Origin of the sequence: Nocardia sp. NPDC060259, assembly GCF_042728775.1 — a bacterium.
Classification (GTDB): Bacteria; Actinomycetota; Actinomycetes; order Mycobacteriales; family Mycobacteriaceae; genus Nocardia.
The window spans coordinates 24331-39984 of the sequence record NZ_JBHXAY010000034.1 but is presented as its reverse complement, the minus strand read 5'-3'; the positions used below and the strand labels follow the sequence as shown (position 1 = coordinate 39984).

At 67.5% G+C, this 15654-nt stretch carries 16 protein-coding genes; 10 read left to right on the top strand and 6 right to left on the bottom strand.

Annotation, left to right across the window (positions count from 1 at the left end):
• Positions 1-29: 29 nt before the first annotated feature.
• Together ACFWF2_RS15370 and ACFWF2_RS15365 are read left to right on the top strand one after the other, a co-directional pair.
• Positions 30-209 (top strand): hypothetical protein, encoded by a 180-nt coding sequence (locus tag ACFWF2_RS15370; protein WP_379308095.1) that lies wholly within the window; start codon positions 30-32, stop codon positions 207-209.
• Positions 210-216: 7 nt separating this feature from the next.
• A complete protein-coding gene (locus ACFWF2_RS15365) occupies positions 217-840 on the top strand; it encodes a TetR/AcrR family transcriptional regulator (protein ID WP_379308070.1) in 624 nt (207 codons plus the stop codon).
• 41 nt (positions 841-881) lie between these two features.
• Here the strand turns inward: ACFWF2_RS15365 and ACFWF2_RS15360 are convergent, their stop codons facing one another.
• Positions 882-2729: an Eco57I restriction-modification methylase domain-containing protein gene (locus tag ACFWF2_RS15360; RefSeq protein ID WP_379308069.1), complete on the bottom strand. Its 1848-nt coding sequence runs from the start codon at positions 2727-2729 to the stop codon at positions 882-884.
• A 208-nt stretch (positions 2730-2937) separates the two neighbouring features.
• Here ACFWF2_RS15360 and ACFWF2_RS15355 point away from each other — a divergent pair, with 208 nt between their 5' ends.
• Complete coding sequence (locus ACFWF2_RS15355) at positions 2938-4791, top strand: VWA domain-containing protein (protein ID WP_379308068.1); 1854 nt, start codon at positions 2938-2940, stop codon at positions 4789-4791.
• A gap of 123 nt (positions 4792-4914) precedes the next feature.
• A complete protein-coding gene (locus ACFWF2_RS15350; protein WP_379308067.1) occupies positions 4915-5610 on the top strand; it encodes a nitroreductase family protein in 696 nt (231 codons plus the stop codon).
• Positions 5611-5700: 90 nt separating this feature from the next.
• Here the strand turns inward: ACFWF2_RS15350 and ACFWF2_RS15345 are convergent, their stop codons facing one another.
• Together ACFWF2_RS15345 and ACFWF2_RS15340 are read right to left on the bottom strand one after the other, a co-directional pair.
• Positions 5701-6213 (bottom strand): winged helix-turn-helix transcriptional regulator, encoded by a 513-nt coding sequence (locus ACFWF2_RS15345; RefSeq protein ID WP_379308066.1) that lies wholly within the window; start codon positions 6211-6213, stop codon positions 5701-5703.
• Positions 6214-6226: 13 nt separating this feature from the next.
• Positions 6227-6850 carry a TetR/AcrR family transcriptional regulator gene (locus tag ACFWF2_RS15340; protein ID WP_379308065.1) on the bottom strand — a complete coding sequence of 208 codons (624 nt, stop codon included), beginning with the start codon at positions 6848-6850 and terminating at the stop codon, positions 6227-6229.
• A gap of 111 nt (positions 6851-6961) precedes the next feature.
• Here ACFWF2_RS15340 and ACFWF2_RS15335 point away from each other — a divergent pair, with 111 nt between their 5' ends.
• The 5 genes from ACFWF2_RS15335 to ACFWF2_RS15315 all read left to right on the top strand — a co-directional run bounded on the left by ACFWF2_RS15335 (position 6962) and on the right by ACFWF2_RS15315 (position 11508).
• Positions 6962-8305 (top strand): alpha/beta hydrolase family protein, encoded by a 1344-nt coding sequence (locus tag ACFWF2_RS15335; RefSeq protein ID WP_379308064.1) that lies wholly within the window; start codon positions 6962-6964, stop codon positions 8303-8305.
• Between the two features lie 4 nt (positions 8306-8309).
• A complete protein-coding gene (locus ACFWF2_RS15330; RefSeq protein WP_379308063.1) occupies positions 8310-9245 on the top strand; it encodes a fumarylacetoacetate hydrolase family protein in 936 nt (311 codons plus the stop codon).
• Between the two features lie 10 nt (positions 9246-9255).
• Positions 9256-9987 (top strand): MBL fold metallo-hydrolase, encoded by a 732-nt coding sequence (locus ACFWF2_RS15325; protein WP_379308062.1) that lies wholly within the window; start codon positions 9256-9258, stop codon positions 9985-9987.
• A gap of 186 nt (positions 9988-10173) precedes the next feature.
• Positions 10174-11238 carry an MlaD family protein gene (locus ACFWF2_RS15320; protein WP_379308094.1) on the top strand — a complete coding sequence of 355 codons (1065 nt, stop codon included), beginning with the start codon at positions 10174-10176 and terminating at the stop codon, positions 11236-11238.
• Between the two features lie 54 nt (positions 11239-11292).
• A complete protein-coding gene (locus tag ACFWF2_RS15315; protein ID WP_379308093.1) occupies positions 11293-11508 on the top strand; it encodes a GNAT family N-acetyltransferase in 216 nt (71 codons plus the stop codon).
• Here ACFWF2_RS15315 and ACFWF2_RS15310 read toward each other — a convergent pair.
• Both ACFWF2_RS15310 and ACFWF2_RS15305 read right to left on the bottom strand, forming a co-directional pair.
• Positions 11500-12828 carry a hypothetical protein gene (locus ACFWF2_RS15310; RefSeq protein ID WP_379308061.1) on the bottom strand — a complete coding sequence of 443 codons (1329 nt, stop codon included), beginning with the start codon at positions 12826-12828 and terminating at the stop codon, positions 11500-11502. The two genes, ACFWF2_RS15315 and ACFWF2_RS15310, sit on opposite strands and share 9 nt — an antisense overlap.
• Before the next feature lie 312 nt (positions 12829-13140).
• Complete coding sequence (locus tag ACFWF2_RS15305; protein ID WP_379308060.1) at positions 13141-13485, bottom strand: hypothetical protein; 345 nt, start codon at positions 13483-13485, stop codon at positions 13141-13143.
• A 133-nt stretch (positions 13486-13618) separates the two neighbouring features.
• Here ACFWF2_RS15305 and ACFWF2_RS15300 point away from each other — a divergent pair, with 133 nt between their 5' ends.
• A complete protein-coding gene (locus ACFWF2_RS15300) occupies positions 13619-14065 on the top strand; it encodes a DUF4279 domain-containing protein (protein WP_379308059.1) in 447 nt (148 codons plus the stop codon).
• Between the two features lie 74 nt (positions 14066-14139).
• Here ACFWF2_RS15300 and ACFWF2_RS15295 read toward each other — a convergent pair whose 3' ends face one another.
• A complete protein-coding gene (locus ACFWF2_RS15295) occupies positions 14140-15570 on the bottom strand; it encodes an acyl-CoA carboxylase subunit beta (RefSeq protein ID WP_379308058.1) in 1431 nt (476 codons plus the stop codon).
• Positions 15571-15654: the final 84 nt, after the last annotated feature.

The following is a 15654-nucleotide window of genomic DNA, read 5'->3' as shown; positions in this document are numbered from 1 at the left end:
GCGAGGTAGGAGGTATCACGGTGGCATACATGCATTCCGGTGTGCACCGAGCAGGGGGACGGCTCAGCGTGGCCGATATCGCCGCCCAGCCCGGCGGAATCGAGGCACTCCAGTGCCGGGTTCACGAATTACGTTCTCGCGGGGTCCACTTCGCGGCCAATGCGATCGAGCAGGAGATGGTCGCGCTGGATCTGTCGCCACAAGGATAATGGGACGATGCCTACCGTCTCGTCGATCCTCGCGCGGATACTGGAAAAGCCCGTCACCGACGGGGAGAAGCTGCTCGACAGTGCGCTGTCGGCGTTTCTCGACTTCGGCATCAAACGCACGAGCATGGGCGAGATCGCCCGGCGGGCAGGTATCAGCCCCGCCACCCTGTACCGGCGCTACGAATCCAAGAACGACCTGGTCGAAGCGGTGGGCGTGCGGGAGGCCCAGCGCTATGTCGCCGAGATCGACGAGCGGGTGCGCGCGGTCACCGAGCCCGGCGAACAGCTCGTCGAGATCTTCGTCGCGTTCGTGACGACCATCGCGGGCAACGAGCTGCTGCGCAGGCTGCTCGCAACCGAACCGGAGATCATCCTGCCCAGGCTCACCACCGAAGCGGGCCCGATCCTCGCGGTCGGGCGCGGCTATCTGGCCGACAAGCTGCGCGAATTGCAGGCGGGCGCGACGGTCCCCGACTTCGAACCCGACCTGGTCGCCGAGATCATGGCGCGGCTCGCGCTCTCGCTGGCGCTCACCCCGGACGGCCTCATCCCCCTCGACGACCCGGCGGCGGGCCGCGACTTCGCCCGCCGCACGCTGCTACCGATGGTCGGCATCCGCGTCGCTCGCTGAGCGTTGGCACCGGCGCAAACGTGCAATCCGGGGCCGCTCAGTCAGAATTCTGACTGCATCGCACCGTTTCGCACGTTGACGCCAGGCACCCCGAACGCGGCGGCGACGGCCTCGTCGATGCTCGCCTCCGCCACGGGAACACCGTCTTCCAGCACGCCACGCACTCGCGCCACGATCGCCGCCGCCGCCGGGCACGCCGGATCGGGCAGCGGCAACCGGGCTACGTACTGGGTGATCCAGCGCCGCCGTCCCGAATACAGCCGATTGCCGCATACCGCGTCGTAGAACCGCAGTCCCAGCGCCGAATTCGCCACGCCCATCAGCAGATACGCGAGATCGGTCGCCTGCTCTCCGGTTCCGAGATCGGTGAGCGAGATCCAGTAGCAGTCGCCGTTGACCACCGCGCCCGACCGGTCCAGCGCGAACCGGGGCCGTTCGCTGATGTCGGGGAACACCAGTTTCGGCGCGCCCCACAGATGCGGGCGCTGCGGAACCCAGATCTCGAACCACTTCCGGCCGCCGTCGAGCACGTACCTGCGGCCGGACAGCACCCGCTCGTGTGAGCGCAGATACTCCGCGGCGGAGGGGAATTCGGCGAGGTCGATGGGTGTGCGGCGCGGCTGCAGGAGGTCGTAGGGGTAGAGGACCCTGGTGCCGCGGTCCCGCCCGATCCGCCACGGTTGCAGATCGTGGTGGGTGATCAACTGCCGCAACAGTTCCGGTTCCGGTGTCGGGTCCATCTGGTCCCAGCGGTCGGAGATGAACACCCGGTCGGCGGTGGTCTTGATGCCGACGCGGATGCGGGCGGTGTCGCCGAAGGTACGCCAGGTGCTGTCCGCGATGGTGCTGAGCCAGCTGTCGAGGGCGGGGCGCGACATACGCCAGGCGGTGTCGCCGGACAGGTCGCCGGCTCGCGCGGCGGTCGACCTGACGAGCTCCGAGGGGTCCGCACCTGGTCGAGCGTCGCCTCGCTCCCGAGACCGTCGGCCGAACCCGGTCGGTGTCGTGTCCGGGTGCGACGCGCTCGTCGACGATATTCGCCGCGGTCGTTTGCCGACCATCCCGTCATCCGATCCCGTGGACAGCACACCCACTTCGACGGCGAACACCCGTCCGCCGTCGCCGACCAGGCAGGCGCTGTCCCCGGCCAGCGCATCGAACAAGCCGGTGGTGCAGTCGGGTTCGGCGCCGGGTTCTTCGTAGACCGAGACATACCGGCAGTCGCAGTCCGTGGGCGCGCGCGTGGCGACCGTGATCGCGGGCAGCACCGCGGCCGCGAAGAGCTTGGTGTCGCCGAGGTCGTAGAGCTCGGCCGGATGCAGCTCGCTGGTGAGTATCCGGCGTATATTCGCACCGGCTCTGGTGGTGAGAAAGCGGTTGGCACAGAGCAATCCGAGGACGCCGTCGGCGGCGAGCAGCCGGGGCGCGATCGCCACGAACGGATGGGTGAGGTCGATGCGCCCGCGCAGACCGAACTGCTTGCTCAGCAGCCGTGCCGTCGAACCGCCGAGCTGCTGGGTCCGCACATACGGCGGATTGCTGATGACGAGGTCGAACGAACCGTCGGCGATGCGACCCGACGCGGCGAGAAAATCGCCTGCCCGGCAATCGATCTCGATGCCGGCGGCGGCGGCGCGCTCGGCCGTTTCGCCGACGGCCCGCCGGTCCAGGTCGTAGCCGGTCAGCCGTACCGTGACATCCGGTGCGGCTTCCCGCTGCACCGCGAGGAGTAGCTCGCCGTCACCGCAGGCCGGATCGAGCACCCGGAGCTCACTGGTGCGTGGCGCGTGCAGTAGCGCCCGTCGCGCCAGGAACCGCGCCAGCGCGGGTGGGGTGTAATGCCTGCCGTGCCGTTTGCGCTCCTGCGCGTCCCGGGCCTGCGAAGCCATGCGCTCGATTGTGCCCCGGGAGGCCGTTGTCGTGCGGCAGGCGCGAGGACGCGGACCGGCATCCGAGTGAAAAACCGATTGCTACCTGCCAAGACATCATTTCGTCCGGCAAACGGTGGCTTGTGCCACCGATTTTGGGGTTACTACCGGCCATGACCAGTCTGTATCGTCTGTCCGGTTTCATTCCGAGTGATGAAGTTCGAGGACGATGTCGAGATTCAGGACGCTGACCGCGGCACTGACCGCCGCAGCGCTCACCTTGCTGCCCGCAGCACTACCCGGGGCGGCGCATGCCGACCCGGCGCAGTACGCACCGACCATGCTCATCCTGGACGCGTCCGGGTCCATGCAGCGCCCCGACCAGGGTGCCACCATGATGGATTCGGCGAAGAAGGCCGTGCGTACCTTCGTCGACTCGGCGCCGGCCGAAGCCGAGGTCGGGCTCGCCACCTACGGCACCGGCACCAGCAACGACGAGGCAGACAAGGCGGCGGGCTGCCGCGACGTCCAGATCTTGCAGCAGCCCGACACCATCGACAAGCCCGCGCTCACCAGCGCCGTCGACGGTATCCAGGCCCGCGGGTGGACCCCCATGGGCACCGCGCTGCGTCAGGCGGCAGACGCGCTGCCGTCGTCGGGGCCGCGCTCGATCGTGCTCGTCTCCGACGGTGACGACACCTGCGCGCCGCCCGACCCCTGCGAGGTCGCCAAGGAGCTGAAGCAGCGGGGTGTCGACCTCGTCGTCCACTCCATCGGTTTCGCCGTCGACGACACGGCGCGCGCCCAGCTCACCTGCATGGCGCAGGCCACCGGCGGCACCTACAGCGACGCCGCCGACGGCGCCGCGCTGGAACAGATTCTGCCCCGGGTGAGTTCGGCCGCCCTGCGCAACTACCAGGCCACCGGCACCCCGATCACCGGCACCGCCACCTACGAGACCGCCCCGGTCGCGAAGCCCGGTCAGTACCTCGACACCATCGGCCAGCACGAGAAGCGGTTCTACGCCGTCGACGTGCCCGCCGGAGCGACGGCGTACTTCACCGGCATCGTCGCCTTCCCCCGAGCGCCCCTCGGCGCCGCCACCGGCGGAATCAGCGCGCTGGAATTGCGCGTCTACGGCCGCGACGGCGCGTACTGCAACATCCGGGAACGTGAGCTCGAATCGCGCACCGGCGACGGCGTCGCATTCACGGTCAGCAACACCCTGGAGCGGGCCACCGAGGAGCCGAGCGGCGGCAGCTCCGACTCCTGCAAGGGCGGCGGCCGCTACTACTACGAACTCCATTGGGATGAGGTCCCCGCCGGCCTGCCCGCGCGGCTACCGGTGGAGCTGATCGTCGGGATCGAACCGGGTGTCACCGATCCCGGCCCGAGCTCGGTCACGAAGAAGACGTCGTTCGCCGCACCGGCGGGCCCGGCCGAGCCGGTCAGCGGCGGCGGATCGTTCACCGTCGCCACGACTCTCGACGGGAGCGGCAAGTACACCGACACGATCCAGAACGGCGAATACGTCTTCTACAAGGTGCGCCTGAACTGGGGCCAGGGGCTGGCCTATCGCGTACGGTTCGCCGAAACCGGCGGGGCGGGATACACCACAGCCACGAACGTCACCACGACCGTGTACTCGCCGGTCGGCGGCCAGATCCACGAGGACACGAACGCTTACACCGGGCGGCAGGCCACGGATCTCGAAGGCGCGACCGTCCCGATCCGCTACGCGAACCGAGACGCCGACGAGATCCCCGTGCAGCAGCAGTCGGTGGCCGGGTGGTACTACATCGCGGTCAAGATCGGGATGCCGTCGGGCACGACGGCCATGCCGCCGACTCCGGTCGAACTCGACCTCACCGTCGCGGGTGCCGCCGAGGCGGGGCCGATTTACCTGACCGCTAGTCCCGACGTGCTCGGTGAGCAGTCGCAGCCCGGCACCGAAAAGCCTGTCGCCGTGAGTGGTTCGGATTCGACGACGCCCTGGTTCGCCATGGCCGGCATCGGTGTCGGCGTGGTCGCGCTGATCGGCATCGGTATCGCGATCCGGTTGGTCTCCCGGCGTCGCGCCTGATTCACTTCCCGAGCCCGCCCGCACCCGAATTCGTGGTGCGGGCGGGTTCCGCGTTCCCGGCCCTACTGCTAACGTGGTCTCAAAATGAGACTAGGTCTCCGTACCGACCGAGGGAGCCGCACGATGGCGCCGACCGACCACGACACCAGCGATTTCGCCGCACTCCAGCGCCTGGCCGACGAGCGCTGGACCTGCAGGCAATTCCGCCCCGACGAGGTCGACCGCGCGAGCATCGAACGACTGCTGAGCCTCGCCCAGCGCACCCCGTCGTGGTGCAACACCCAGCCGTGGCAGGTCGTCGTCACCGCGGGCGAAGGCACCGAGCGATTCCGCAAGGAACTGCTCACCCACATCCAGACCAACGGCACCGCACCGGATTTCGAGTTCCCCGCCCAGTACGCCGGTGCCTACCGCGACCGCCGACGCGAGTGCGGCTTCCAGCTCTACGACAGCGTCGGCATCGCCAAGGGCGACCACGAGAAGACACTGCGCCAGATGGTCCGCAACTTCGAATTCTTCGACGCGCCCCACGTCGCCATCGTCACCTCCGAAGCCGACCTCGGCGTCTACGGCGCCATCGACTGCGGCCTCTGGCTCGAATCATTCCTCCTCGGCGCCCAAGCCCTCGGCCTCGCCGCCGCCCCCCAAGCCGCCCTGGCCTCCTACTCCCCCTTCCTCCGCGACCACTTCGACCTCCCCACCCACCGCAAGGTCGTCTTCGGCGTCTCCTTCGGCTACCCCGACCTCGACCACCCGATCAACACCTTCCGCACCGCCCGCGCTCCCCTGGACGACCAGATCACCTGGCACACCAGCTGATTCGAACCGAGATCACCACGCTCTGACGCAGGTCGGCTCGCGGCCGATACTCACACCAGAGCGTGGTGATCGTCCGTCTAGGTGCTTGTCTCAGGCGGAACGCGAGGTCGAGAGGAGGCCGGGTCCCGGTTCCGGCACGACGTCACGGGCGGCGATCTCGGCTTCGCACTCGTCGCAGGTCAGGTGCACATGGGCTTCGCCGGTGCAACCCTTGTGCCGGTACTCCACCGGTGGGCCGTCCGGCGCCATGTACGCATCACCCCAGTCCCGGATCGCCATCAGGATCGGGTAGATGGCGTGACCTTTCTCGGTCAGCCGGTACTCCTCGTAAGCGCCGTCCTCGGCTGGCCGCTTCACCAGGATCTCGTGCTCGATCAACCGATCCAGCCGATCCTGCAACCGGCTCCGCGAAATCCCCAACGCACTCTGAAACGCGTTGAACCGCCGCACCCCGGCAAAGCAGTACTTGAGCACCAGCAACGTCCACCGGTCCCCGAAGATCACCAGCGGCCGCGTGATCGAACACGGGACGTCAGCGAGTTCCTCATAGCGCACCCTGCCATTATGCGCGTTATCACCGCCCGGGGCGGCAGGTGTCGGCACCGGCCGAAGGTGGTCATGCCGGTTCCCGCTCGGTGGTGACAGCGCCGGGCTGTAGCGCCCGCACCACGTGGGAGGCCAGCTGGTCGACGAAGTCGGCACCGGCAGGCTGGCGCGTGAGCGTAGTGCGGAGATGCAGGGGCCCGATGAGCAGTTCGAGAGCGAACCGCGCGTCGGTGTCCGGGGGAATCTCACCGCGTTCGGCAGCACGCTCGAACAGGGGCCGCACCGCGAGAAATCGACTGTCCCAGAACGCATTGCGCGCTTCGGCCATCTCCTCGGTGTCGGTGACGTAGGCGAGCGCTCGGGAGAGACCGCCGCCCAGCGGCGTCTCGAGATAGGCCGCGAGTTCGGTGGCGAACGCGACGAGGTCACCCCGGAACGTACCGGTGTCGGGCAGGGGAAGGGCTCGCCTGCTGTATTCGAGCAGCACGTCGAGGAGCAGGTTCTCACGACTACCCCACCGTCGGTAGATGGAGCTGTCACGGACCCCGGCCCGGCGGCTGATGTCGGGAATCCCGACCCGATCGACGCCGTCCTCGATGATCGCGTCCAGCACCGCCCGGTGGACCGCCTCGCGCACGCGCGCCGACCGGCCCCCCGGTCGCCGCTGCGGCGCGTCTTCATCTGTCGTGGTCACACCTCGAGCTTAAAGCAGAATCCCTTGCTTTTGATCACCGAAGCGGCTTAGGCTCGCTGAAGCAGAAAGTTCTGCTTTTCTGAGGTAGCCGTCGGACGGAAGGGTTCACCGATGACATCGTTGTCAGCATGGGCGAAGAAGGTGCTGGTCAGCGCGTGCGCACTGACCAGAACTACCGAATACGCGACCCGACGGGTCGGCCCTGCTCCGTTCCTGCCCGCGTTGTTCGCCGATCGGTTCACCCATCTGGGCGGGATCGCCGACGCGGAGTTCCGCGCCCAGCTGGCCGGATGCCGGTCCTTCGACGACGCGCGGTGGACCTCCTACTGGCAGGCCATCGCCGAGCAGCATGTGGCCGACGCGAACGAAGCGCTCGCACAGCTCGGCGTTCCTGGCACCGACGAACTGCTCGCGACCACCGACAGCGGGATACGGGACGAGCTGGGTGCGCGATTGTCACCGGCGGTATCCCTGCTCGCGGACCGTGGCCCGGTGGCAGACCCGGATGCGGTGGCGAAGTTCTGCGCCGAGCACCCCGATTCAGCGCAACCCGCCCTCGCGCTGGACGGCCTGATCAAGGCGATGGTCTACGAATTCGTCGCCGCGTGGCCGGGTTGGACACCGCGCCGGTTGACAGCCTACGAGCGGTCGCATCGGCTGGCCGAACTCGTCCTCACCTGTCTGGCTCCGGCGATGGATGTGTCCATCGAGCCGGTGCGCATTCCGGTTCCGGGTGGGGACGTGGTCCGCGGATACCTGATGTTCCCGCTCGATCCGGCTGCCGCCGAGATGCCGATCGTGTTGTGCAGCAATGGTGTCGAAGGAACACTCGCGGAGCTGATGCTGCCGATGCTGACCCATCGTCGAGCCGGGATGGCCCTGTTCGTCATGGAGATGCCCGGCACCTATTCCTACCGGCAGCCGTTGGCTCCCGACGCGGAGCGGGTGTACTCGGCGGTCGTCGAGCACCTCGCCGCGGATCCGCGGGTGGACAGTGCTCGCATCGGGATGCTGGGAGTCAGTTTCGGGGCCTATTGGGCGACCCGGATGGCCGCGGTCGATCCGCAGATCTCGGTCGCGGTCGCCAACGGCGCGCCCGCGCATCGCAGTTTCACCTCGGCTGCGGCGCTGGGTCTTCCGGAGATCATGGTGTCGACTCTGCGCAACGCGACAGGATCGGCGAGCATCCACGAGATGGCGGGCAAATTGCGTCGCCTGTCGCTGGCCCACCTGTACCGGCACATCGACATTCCGCTCTTGGTCATCAACGGCGCCAACGACACCCTGCTGAGCACCCAGGACTCCATCGACATCGCCATCGGTGCGCCCGAGGCACAGCTGGTGCTCTACGCCGACGACGATCACTGCGCGATGGGCCACGGCGAACAGTGGAGCGCATTGTCGGTGCGATTCCTTCGCGAGCACTTGGTCATCCGTCAGAGCGTGGGGTGCTGATCCGGTGCGTCAGCCGCTCCCCCGGATCCACCGGGTTCTCGACCGCGCGACCCGTCGGATCACGCTGCAGGCCGACACCGGCGCCGGGTGGACGACGATCGATGGCTCTGCGCCTTCGTTCGTCGTCCCGGCGGCCTTCACCGAGGAGTACGAGATCTCCCGGTACGAGCTGTTGGGCGTGCCCGACGGTGCCTGTGTCCTGCCCGTCTGTCCGGTGTCGTTCCGCGATTTCATGCTCTACGAGAAGCACGCTGTCGACGCCGCGCGCGGCATGGCGCGGCGGTTCGTGCCTGCCGGCTACCGCCTCGGGCTGCTGTTCGAGACCCTGACCCGGCGCACATTCCCGCCCTACCGGCCGCCTCGGCTCTGGAACGAACAGCCCATCTACTACATGTCCAACGCGTCGACGATGATCCCGTCCGGAATCCCGGTCAGCGGCCCCGGCTACAGCACGGCGCTCGACTTCGAACTGGAACTGGGCGTCGTTCTGGGTGCGCCGCTGCGCGATGCGACCGCCGAGGAAGCACTCGCCGCGATCGGCGCTGTCGTCGTCATCAACGACTTCTCCGCGCGAGATGTCCAGTTGGCCGAGATGCGTTCGGGATTCGGGCCACAGAAGTCCAAGCACTTCGCCACCTCGATGTCGACGACGGCGGTCGCCGGATCGGCGGTGGCCGACCGGCTCGACTCGCTCACCGCATCCGTGCGGATCAACGGGCGCACTGTAGCTCGGACCGGCACCGAGGGAATGCGCCACAGTCTCGGCGCGGCGATCGCGCATGCGTCCCGTGGCGAGCAACTGTTCCCAGGTGAACTGATGTCGACCGGAACGCTGCCCGGCGGCAGCGGGATGGAACTGGGCCGATGGCTCGCGCCCGGCGACGTCCTGCGGCTGGAGATCGACGGGATCGGTGTCATCGAGCACCTGATCCAGGGGTGAGGGCGCACGAGTGACTATCGATCAGGTTTCCGACTCGGTGTATGTCGTCGCCGGAACGAATGTCAACTGGGCGTTGATCAGCAACGGCGCCGGTGTCACCATCATCGACGCCGGATACCCCGCCGACACCCCGCTCGTTCTCGACTCGGTTCGCGACATCGGCCACGATCTCGCCGACGTCACCGCCGTTCTGCTCACCCATGCGCATCTGGACCACATCGGTGCCGTCCCACGCCTGGTCGAACTCCTCGGCGTTCCTGTCTACACCGGCGCCGAGGAAGTCCGGCACGCCAAACGTGAATACCTGCAACAGATCACGCCGGGGCAGATGGTGCGGACGCTGTTCGCGCCCGGCGGAGCGCGGTGGGTGTCGCAGACCCTGCGCGCCGTCCACGGCCGGATCGGCACCAGTGTTCCGACCGCAACACCGGCGCGGGCTTCGATCCTGTCGACGTTGCCCGGCGGGCTCGTCGCCCTGCCGACGCCCGGCCACACCGACGGGCACACCGCCTATCTCCTACCTTCCGAAGGTATTTTGTTCTCCGGTGACGCGCTGGTGACCGGTCACCCGCTGTCACGACGGACCGGACCACAACTGCTGCCGCCCGTGTTCAACCACGACGCCGCACGCACGCTCGTCAGCGCCCGCGCGCTCACTCGACAGCCGGCGCACACGCTCGTCCCCGGCCACGGGCGGCCCACCCGGCTCGTCCTCACGGACTGCACCGACACACTTCGATAACCCCGATCCGGGGCCCGCCACCGTGCTGGGCCGGATTTCGACCTCTACCGCCGAGCACCGGTCGCCTCTCGCCCACAACGACTGTGCGCGGTGACCGGAACGACAGGAGCCGTGGTGCGAATACATCGACAGACCACCGAGTTCGGACCGACACCGCCGACACGACACCGAACAGCCGCGCGGACGATGATGGCCTGCGCCATGATGCTGGCCCTGGGCGGCTGTTCGCTGCTGCCGGGTGAGTCCGGCGACGCCTGGAACCGTCCGACCGAGATCACCGCGGACTTCGAGAACATCGCGGGCATGTACGAGGGCAACGACGTCATGGTCCTGGGCCTGGCGGTGGGCAAGGTCGACAAGATCGTGCCCAAGGGCACCTACGTCGAGGTCCACATGACCATCGACGGCGACGTGAAGATCCCCGAAGAGGCGATCGCCGCGATCATCTCGCCCTCGATCGTCACCGACCGCCACATCGAGATCACTCCGCCCTTCACCGGCGGCGAATTCATGAAATCCGGTGCGCACCTGCCCAAAGCGCGCACCAGAACGCCGGTCGAGCTGGACACGATGATCAAGACCATCGACCAGTTCTCCGCCGCGCTCGAGCCCGAACCCGGTCAGGAAGGACTCGGCCCGCTCTCGGGCCGTGTGCTCCACCCGGTACTCAACGGCAACGGCCAGAAGATCCGCGAGACCCTCGACGCGCTGTCCTCGGCGTTGAAGGTCGGTGTCGACAACAAGGACGCCATCTCCACCATCATCATCAAGCTCAACGAGCTGACGACGATGCTGGCCGACAACGATCAGTCGGTCCGCGATTTCAGCGACCGGATGACCGCCATGTCGGGTCTGCTGGCCGAGCAGGCTCCCGGCCTGCAGGCCACCCTGGACCAGCTCAACGCGTTCCTCTCCAACAGCTCCACGACGTTCGGTGAGCACGCCGACGAGCTGTCGACCTCGCTCACGGGGCTGACCAACGTCACCAACCAGTTGCGCGCCAACTCCGGCGCGATGGTGGAGATCGTCGACATCGTCCCGCTGCTGATGCAGAACATCGACGGCGCGATGAACCACGATCAACGGTTCGTGCGAATACACGCCCAGCTCGGCACCGCCCTCTCCGGCGAGCTCGTCAGCGTGTTCTGCGAGCGGATCCAGCTGAAGTCCGACGGCTGCCGCTCCGGGAACATGCAGGATTTCGGCCCCGACTACGGGCTCACCGCCGCACTGCTCGGACTGACCGAATGACAACACTGGGGACGTCGCCACGTTCCGCTACCGGCTCGACGGTCCGCTCACGGCATCGGCGTCACCCGCCGCGGACAGGGACTCGCCCGAGCAACCGCATCGGCCGCGGTGGCACACGCGTCGGCAGCTGGACTCCTCCCCCAGTGGCGAGCACGAGTCCCCCAGTCCCGAGCCGTCGCCCGGGCACTGGGTTTCCGCGAACTCGGCGCTCAGCTGTGCGTCAGACTCCAGCCTGCACCGCGCCGAATCCATCGTGATGAATCAGCTTGAATCCTGCGCGAGCGCGACTAGTCGGGTACGGAGATCATCATCGGGTTCGACCGCGGCTGCCGCCACCACCCGGTCAGCGACTTCTCCTGGCAGAGTCTCTCCGTACCAGGAAGTCAGGACACCGATTGCCGCACGACGCAGCCGCACGGGGTAGCCGCGCAGCGCGGCCTGCACCAAAGGCTCCCCGGTTCCCGGCGTGGCGCGGCCCAGCATCGACAGCACGGATTCGAGATTGTGGTCGCTGATGCCTTCTTCGCCCCACCGGATAGCCTCAACCCCAGGGCCGCAAGCGATCTCGTCGAGTGGAAGTAGCGTTCGCGCGAGTTCGGCGATGCGGGCGACGTCGGCGTCCGGCGTTCGTCGCACCACCCACGCCCACACGTACCCGTTCCGCGGATCTTCGCCGAGGTGTGCCACGGCGTGCGAATACGCATCGACACCGACAGCTTCGGCTACTCGTAGCGCCCTGTTGAACCCGAAGGGGCCGTGCGGGTCGGCAAGCCTCGCCGTCACGTACTCGGCCCAGTCAGGACTGGCGAGCAATGTCGCGTAAGCCTCGGCCGTCCGAGTGACTTCGGCCGGCGGCCAGTCCAGTTCCGAAGACTGTTTCCTCAGCAGGTAGACAACCGACTGGACACCCGAGATACGGCTCAGTGTCGGCACCGCCACGGCCAGCAGGTCGGCGTACCGGGCCAGGACCGGCAGGGCATCTAGGTACTGCCGGATGTCCGCGGCGGGGCCACCGATGGCCGACAGCGCCTCGAGAATCTCGGCCGCACCGTCGAGAAGTTCGTCGTCGACCACGGATTCGGCGAGCGCGCCCCGGAGATCACCCGTGGTCGCGGCAAGATGAGCGAGGTATTCGTTCATCACCCCATTGCGGAAACCGTACCGCAGCAACCACGCTTTGATCTCCGGATCATCTGTTCCGGCCAACCGTTCCACGGCGTGGATACGTCCCCAGCCGTCGACCCGACGGGCCATCTCGAACACGGCGCGATCCCGATCCGGCTGCGAATTGGCCAGCGCCACAACCGCATACAAAGTCAAATCGCCCAGCGAACCCAGCACGAGCAGGACCTCCCGGCCCCGGCTGTCACCGACCACGCCGAGCATCACCATGCCGAGCGCCACCGCACCACGGCGCGTCCCCAGATCGGTCAACTGCCTGGCCACCGACCGAACCCGCTCGGCAGGCATTGTGGCAGCGCGCAATTCCCGACATAGATCGTCGGCCACGGCGAGCGCTCGTTGTTCGGCGAGCAGGTCGTGCAGCGCCGCTATCGCGGCATCATCGGGTTCCTCGACGAGTGCCCGCACCGCCGCCACGATCTCGGCCGCCGACGCGGTCTCGTTCGCGAAGTGATGTGTCTGGATACCATCCAGCACAGTCGAATTCAGAAACTTCCGCTCACCGGGTACCTCATCCGGATACGGATGCCCCTCCCGCGGCAACGGTCCTGGACCGTGCACAGCGGCGAGTTCGAGTGCATGAGCGAGATACGTGGTCTGGTCGTCATCGGGAACCAGCCACGCGCCGGGCTTCACCGGCAGGGGCGCACGGCGCCCTTTCCACGAGAATTATTCACGGCCACACCGTAACCGACCCCGCCCGAGAACTCCAGTGCACCCTCACTGGGTGGATGGACTGCTCTCGATCGAATTCGCCCGCAACCTTCGTCGCAGCTTGACGGCCACGACATCGCGCAGCGGTGCGTCCGGCATCTTCCACCAGCCCGAGGTCTGCCACTTCGATCGGGTCGACAACAGGTCCACCTCGCACTGCTCGGCGGCAGCCAGATCCACCGGTCCGGTAGCACCGGCGAAGATGCCCTCGCGCCGGCGGTCGACTCGATTCAGAATGCGCTTGCTGCGCGGGATGTTCTTGCGTGAGCTCTTGTCGTTCTCGCCGTAGCAGTTACGACGATCCTTCGCGTAACTGAGCGCCTTCTTCTCCTGCGGACTTCTCCGAACCACCGATCCCCGTCCCTCCGTGTGGAGGTCAGGCTACGGGCCGATGCGCCAGGCCGCACGTGAGTTTCCAGCCTGCCGGATTCCTACTCACGGATAATCGTTCGGCAAATGGCCGAGCGCGTGGTGGGATCTCGCGGTGATCAAGATCCGACAGTATTCCTACTTCGCGCTGTACAGCGAGACGAAGTCGGCGGTCGAGATGACCGCCCACCTGACCATGGAGCCGGACCGAGCACGAGTGCAGGGAAGTAAGTCCGCGGAGCATCGCCTTCCTCGATCCCACAGCTGGCAGATCGCCCGGCACAGCACCGAGAGCATCGACGAACAGATCGAGCACCTGATCGGTCGGCTGACACCGGTACTGCCCCGGCTGATCTCACTGATCAACCGCCCCGACGTCGACGCGAGCATGCAGGTCGTGCGCCACTACGACGATCCCGATGGCGTCCATGGTGCGCCCGGCGGCACGATGTCGGCCGATGTCCACAAGTGGCCGCGTCCACTGGGTTGGCATCTCACGACAGCCGTGCTCGAGTTCCTGGTGGCGACCGGAGCGGAGCTCGATATCGATGAATACAACTGAGGCGCGCGAAACGGCCGCCGCCACTTCCCATTCGGGAAGAGGGCGACGGCCGAGGTACAGCTGGCGCGCTGGGATCAGAGCGGGATGTTCTTGTGGTGGCTCTTGCGCGCAGGCGCCGAGGCCAGGGCCGCGGCGATGATGCTGCGGGTCTTGGCGGGGTCGATGACCTCGTCGACGACGCCGATGGCGACGGCGCGTTCGACGCCGCCTGCGATCTGCTCGTGTTCGGCGGTCAGGCGCTCGTGGAGGGCTTCGCGTTCGGCTTCGGGGGCTGCCGCGAGTGCCTTCTTGTGCAGGATTCCGACGGCGGCCTTGGCACCCATGACGGCGACTTCGGAGCCGGGCCAGGCGTAGACGGCGGTGGCGCCGAGGGAGCGGGCGTTCATCGCGATGTAGGCGCCGCCGTAGATCTTGCGGGTCACCAGGGTGACGCGCGGGACGCGGGCTTCGGCGAACGCGTGCAGCAGCTTCGCGCCGCGGCGGACGACGCCCTCGAGTTCCTGGCCGACGCCGGGCAGGTAGCCGGGGACGTCGGTGACCACGATCAGCGGGATACCGAACGCGTCGCACAGGCGCACGAAACGCGAAGCCTTCTCGGCGCTTTCGGAGTTCAGGCAGCCGCCGAGGCGCAGCGGGTTGTTGGCGAGCACGCCGACGGTACGGCCACCGAGGCGACCGAGACCGACGACCATACTGCGGGCGTAACCACCCTGCAGTTCCTCGAAGGAGGATTCGCCGTCGACGTTGTCGAGCAGCTCGTGGATGATCGGCTTGACGTCGTAGGCGCGCTTGGGCGAGGCGGGCAGCATCGCCTTCAGGTCGATATCACCGTGCTCGGCCGCAGCCTGGTCGAACTCGCCCTGCTCGGCGAAAATCGAGACCAGCCGACGGGCGCGGTGCATGGCATCGGCTTCGTCGTCGGCGGCGATGTGGCACACGCCGGACTTCTTGAAGTGTGTGGTGGGCCCGCCCAGGGTCTCCATGTCGACGTTCTCGCCGGTCACCGAACGCACGACGTCCGGACCGGTGACGAAGACACGGCCCTCGGGGGCCATGATGACGATGTCGGTCAGCGCGGGACCGTAGGCGGCGCCACCGGCGGCGAAGCCGAGCACCACGGAGATCTGCGGGACCAGACCGGACGCGCGGACCATCGCCTCGAAGACCAGGCCCACCGCGTGCAGCGCCTCGACACCCTCGGCGAGGCGAGCGCCGCCGGAGTGCCACAGGCCGACGACCGGGATACCGGAGTCGATGGCGGTGTCGATCGCGTCGACGATGTGCTTGCAGCCCTCGACCCCCATCGCGCCGCCCATGACGGTGGCGTCCGAGCAGTAGGCCACGGTGCGGACACCGTCGACCTCGCCGATCGCGGCCAGGACGCCGGACTTGTCCCGCGGGTGCAGCGGAAGCACGGTTCCGGGGTCGAAGAATCGCTGAAGCCGGCCGAGCGGGTCACGCGGATCGGTCGTCGTGTCGTTAAACGCGGGAGCAATGATGGTCATCGCGTCGTCGTCTCCTGCCTTCGAAGAGAGTTGCCGCTACGGCGGCTGCGTAGGGCGAACCGCCGGTGGGGTCGAACCATTCAG

Excerpts from the sequence above, each read along its gene's own strand:
- ACFWF2_RS15370 (WP_379308095.1), top strand. The coding sequence starts at position 30 with ATGCATTCCGGTGTGCACCGAGCAGGGGGACGGCTCAGCGTGGCCGAT.
- ACFWF2_RS15365 (WP_379308070.1), top strand. The coding sequence starts at position 217 with ATGCCTACCGTCTCGTCGATCCTCGCGCGGATACTGGAAAAGCCCGTC.
- ACFWF2_RS15360 (WP_379308069.1), bottom strand. The coding sequence starts at position 2,729 with ATGGCTTCGCAGGCCCGGGACGCGCAGGAGCGCAAACGGCACGGCAGG.
- ACFWF2_RS15355 (WP_379308068.1), top strand. The coding sequence starts at position 2,938 with ATGTCGAGATTCAGGACGCTGACCGCGGCACTGACCGCCGCAGCGCTC.
- ACFWF2_RS15350 (WP_379308067.1), top strand. The coding sequence starts at position 4,915 with ATGGCGCCGACCGACCACGACACCAGCGATTTCGCCGCACTCCAGCGC.
- ACFWF2_RS15335 (WP_379308064.1), top strand. The coding sequence starts at position 6,962 with ATGACATCGTTGTCAGCATGGGCGAAGAAGGTGCTGGTCAGCGCGTGC.
- ACFWF2_RS15320 (WP_379308094.1), top strand. The coding sequence starts at position 10,174 with ATGATGGCCTGCGCCATGATGCTGGCCCTGGGCGGCTGTTCGCTGCTG.
- ACFWF2_RS15295 (WP_379308058.1), bottom strand. The coding sequence starts at position 15,570 with ATGACCATCATTGCTCCCGCGTTTAACGACACGACGACCGATCCGCGT.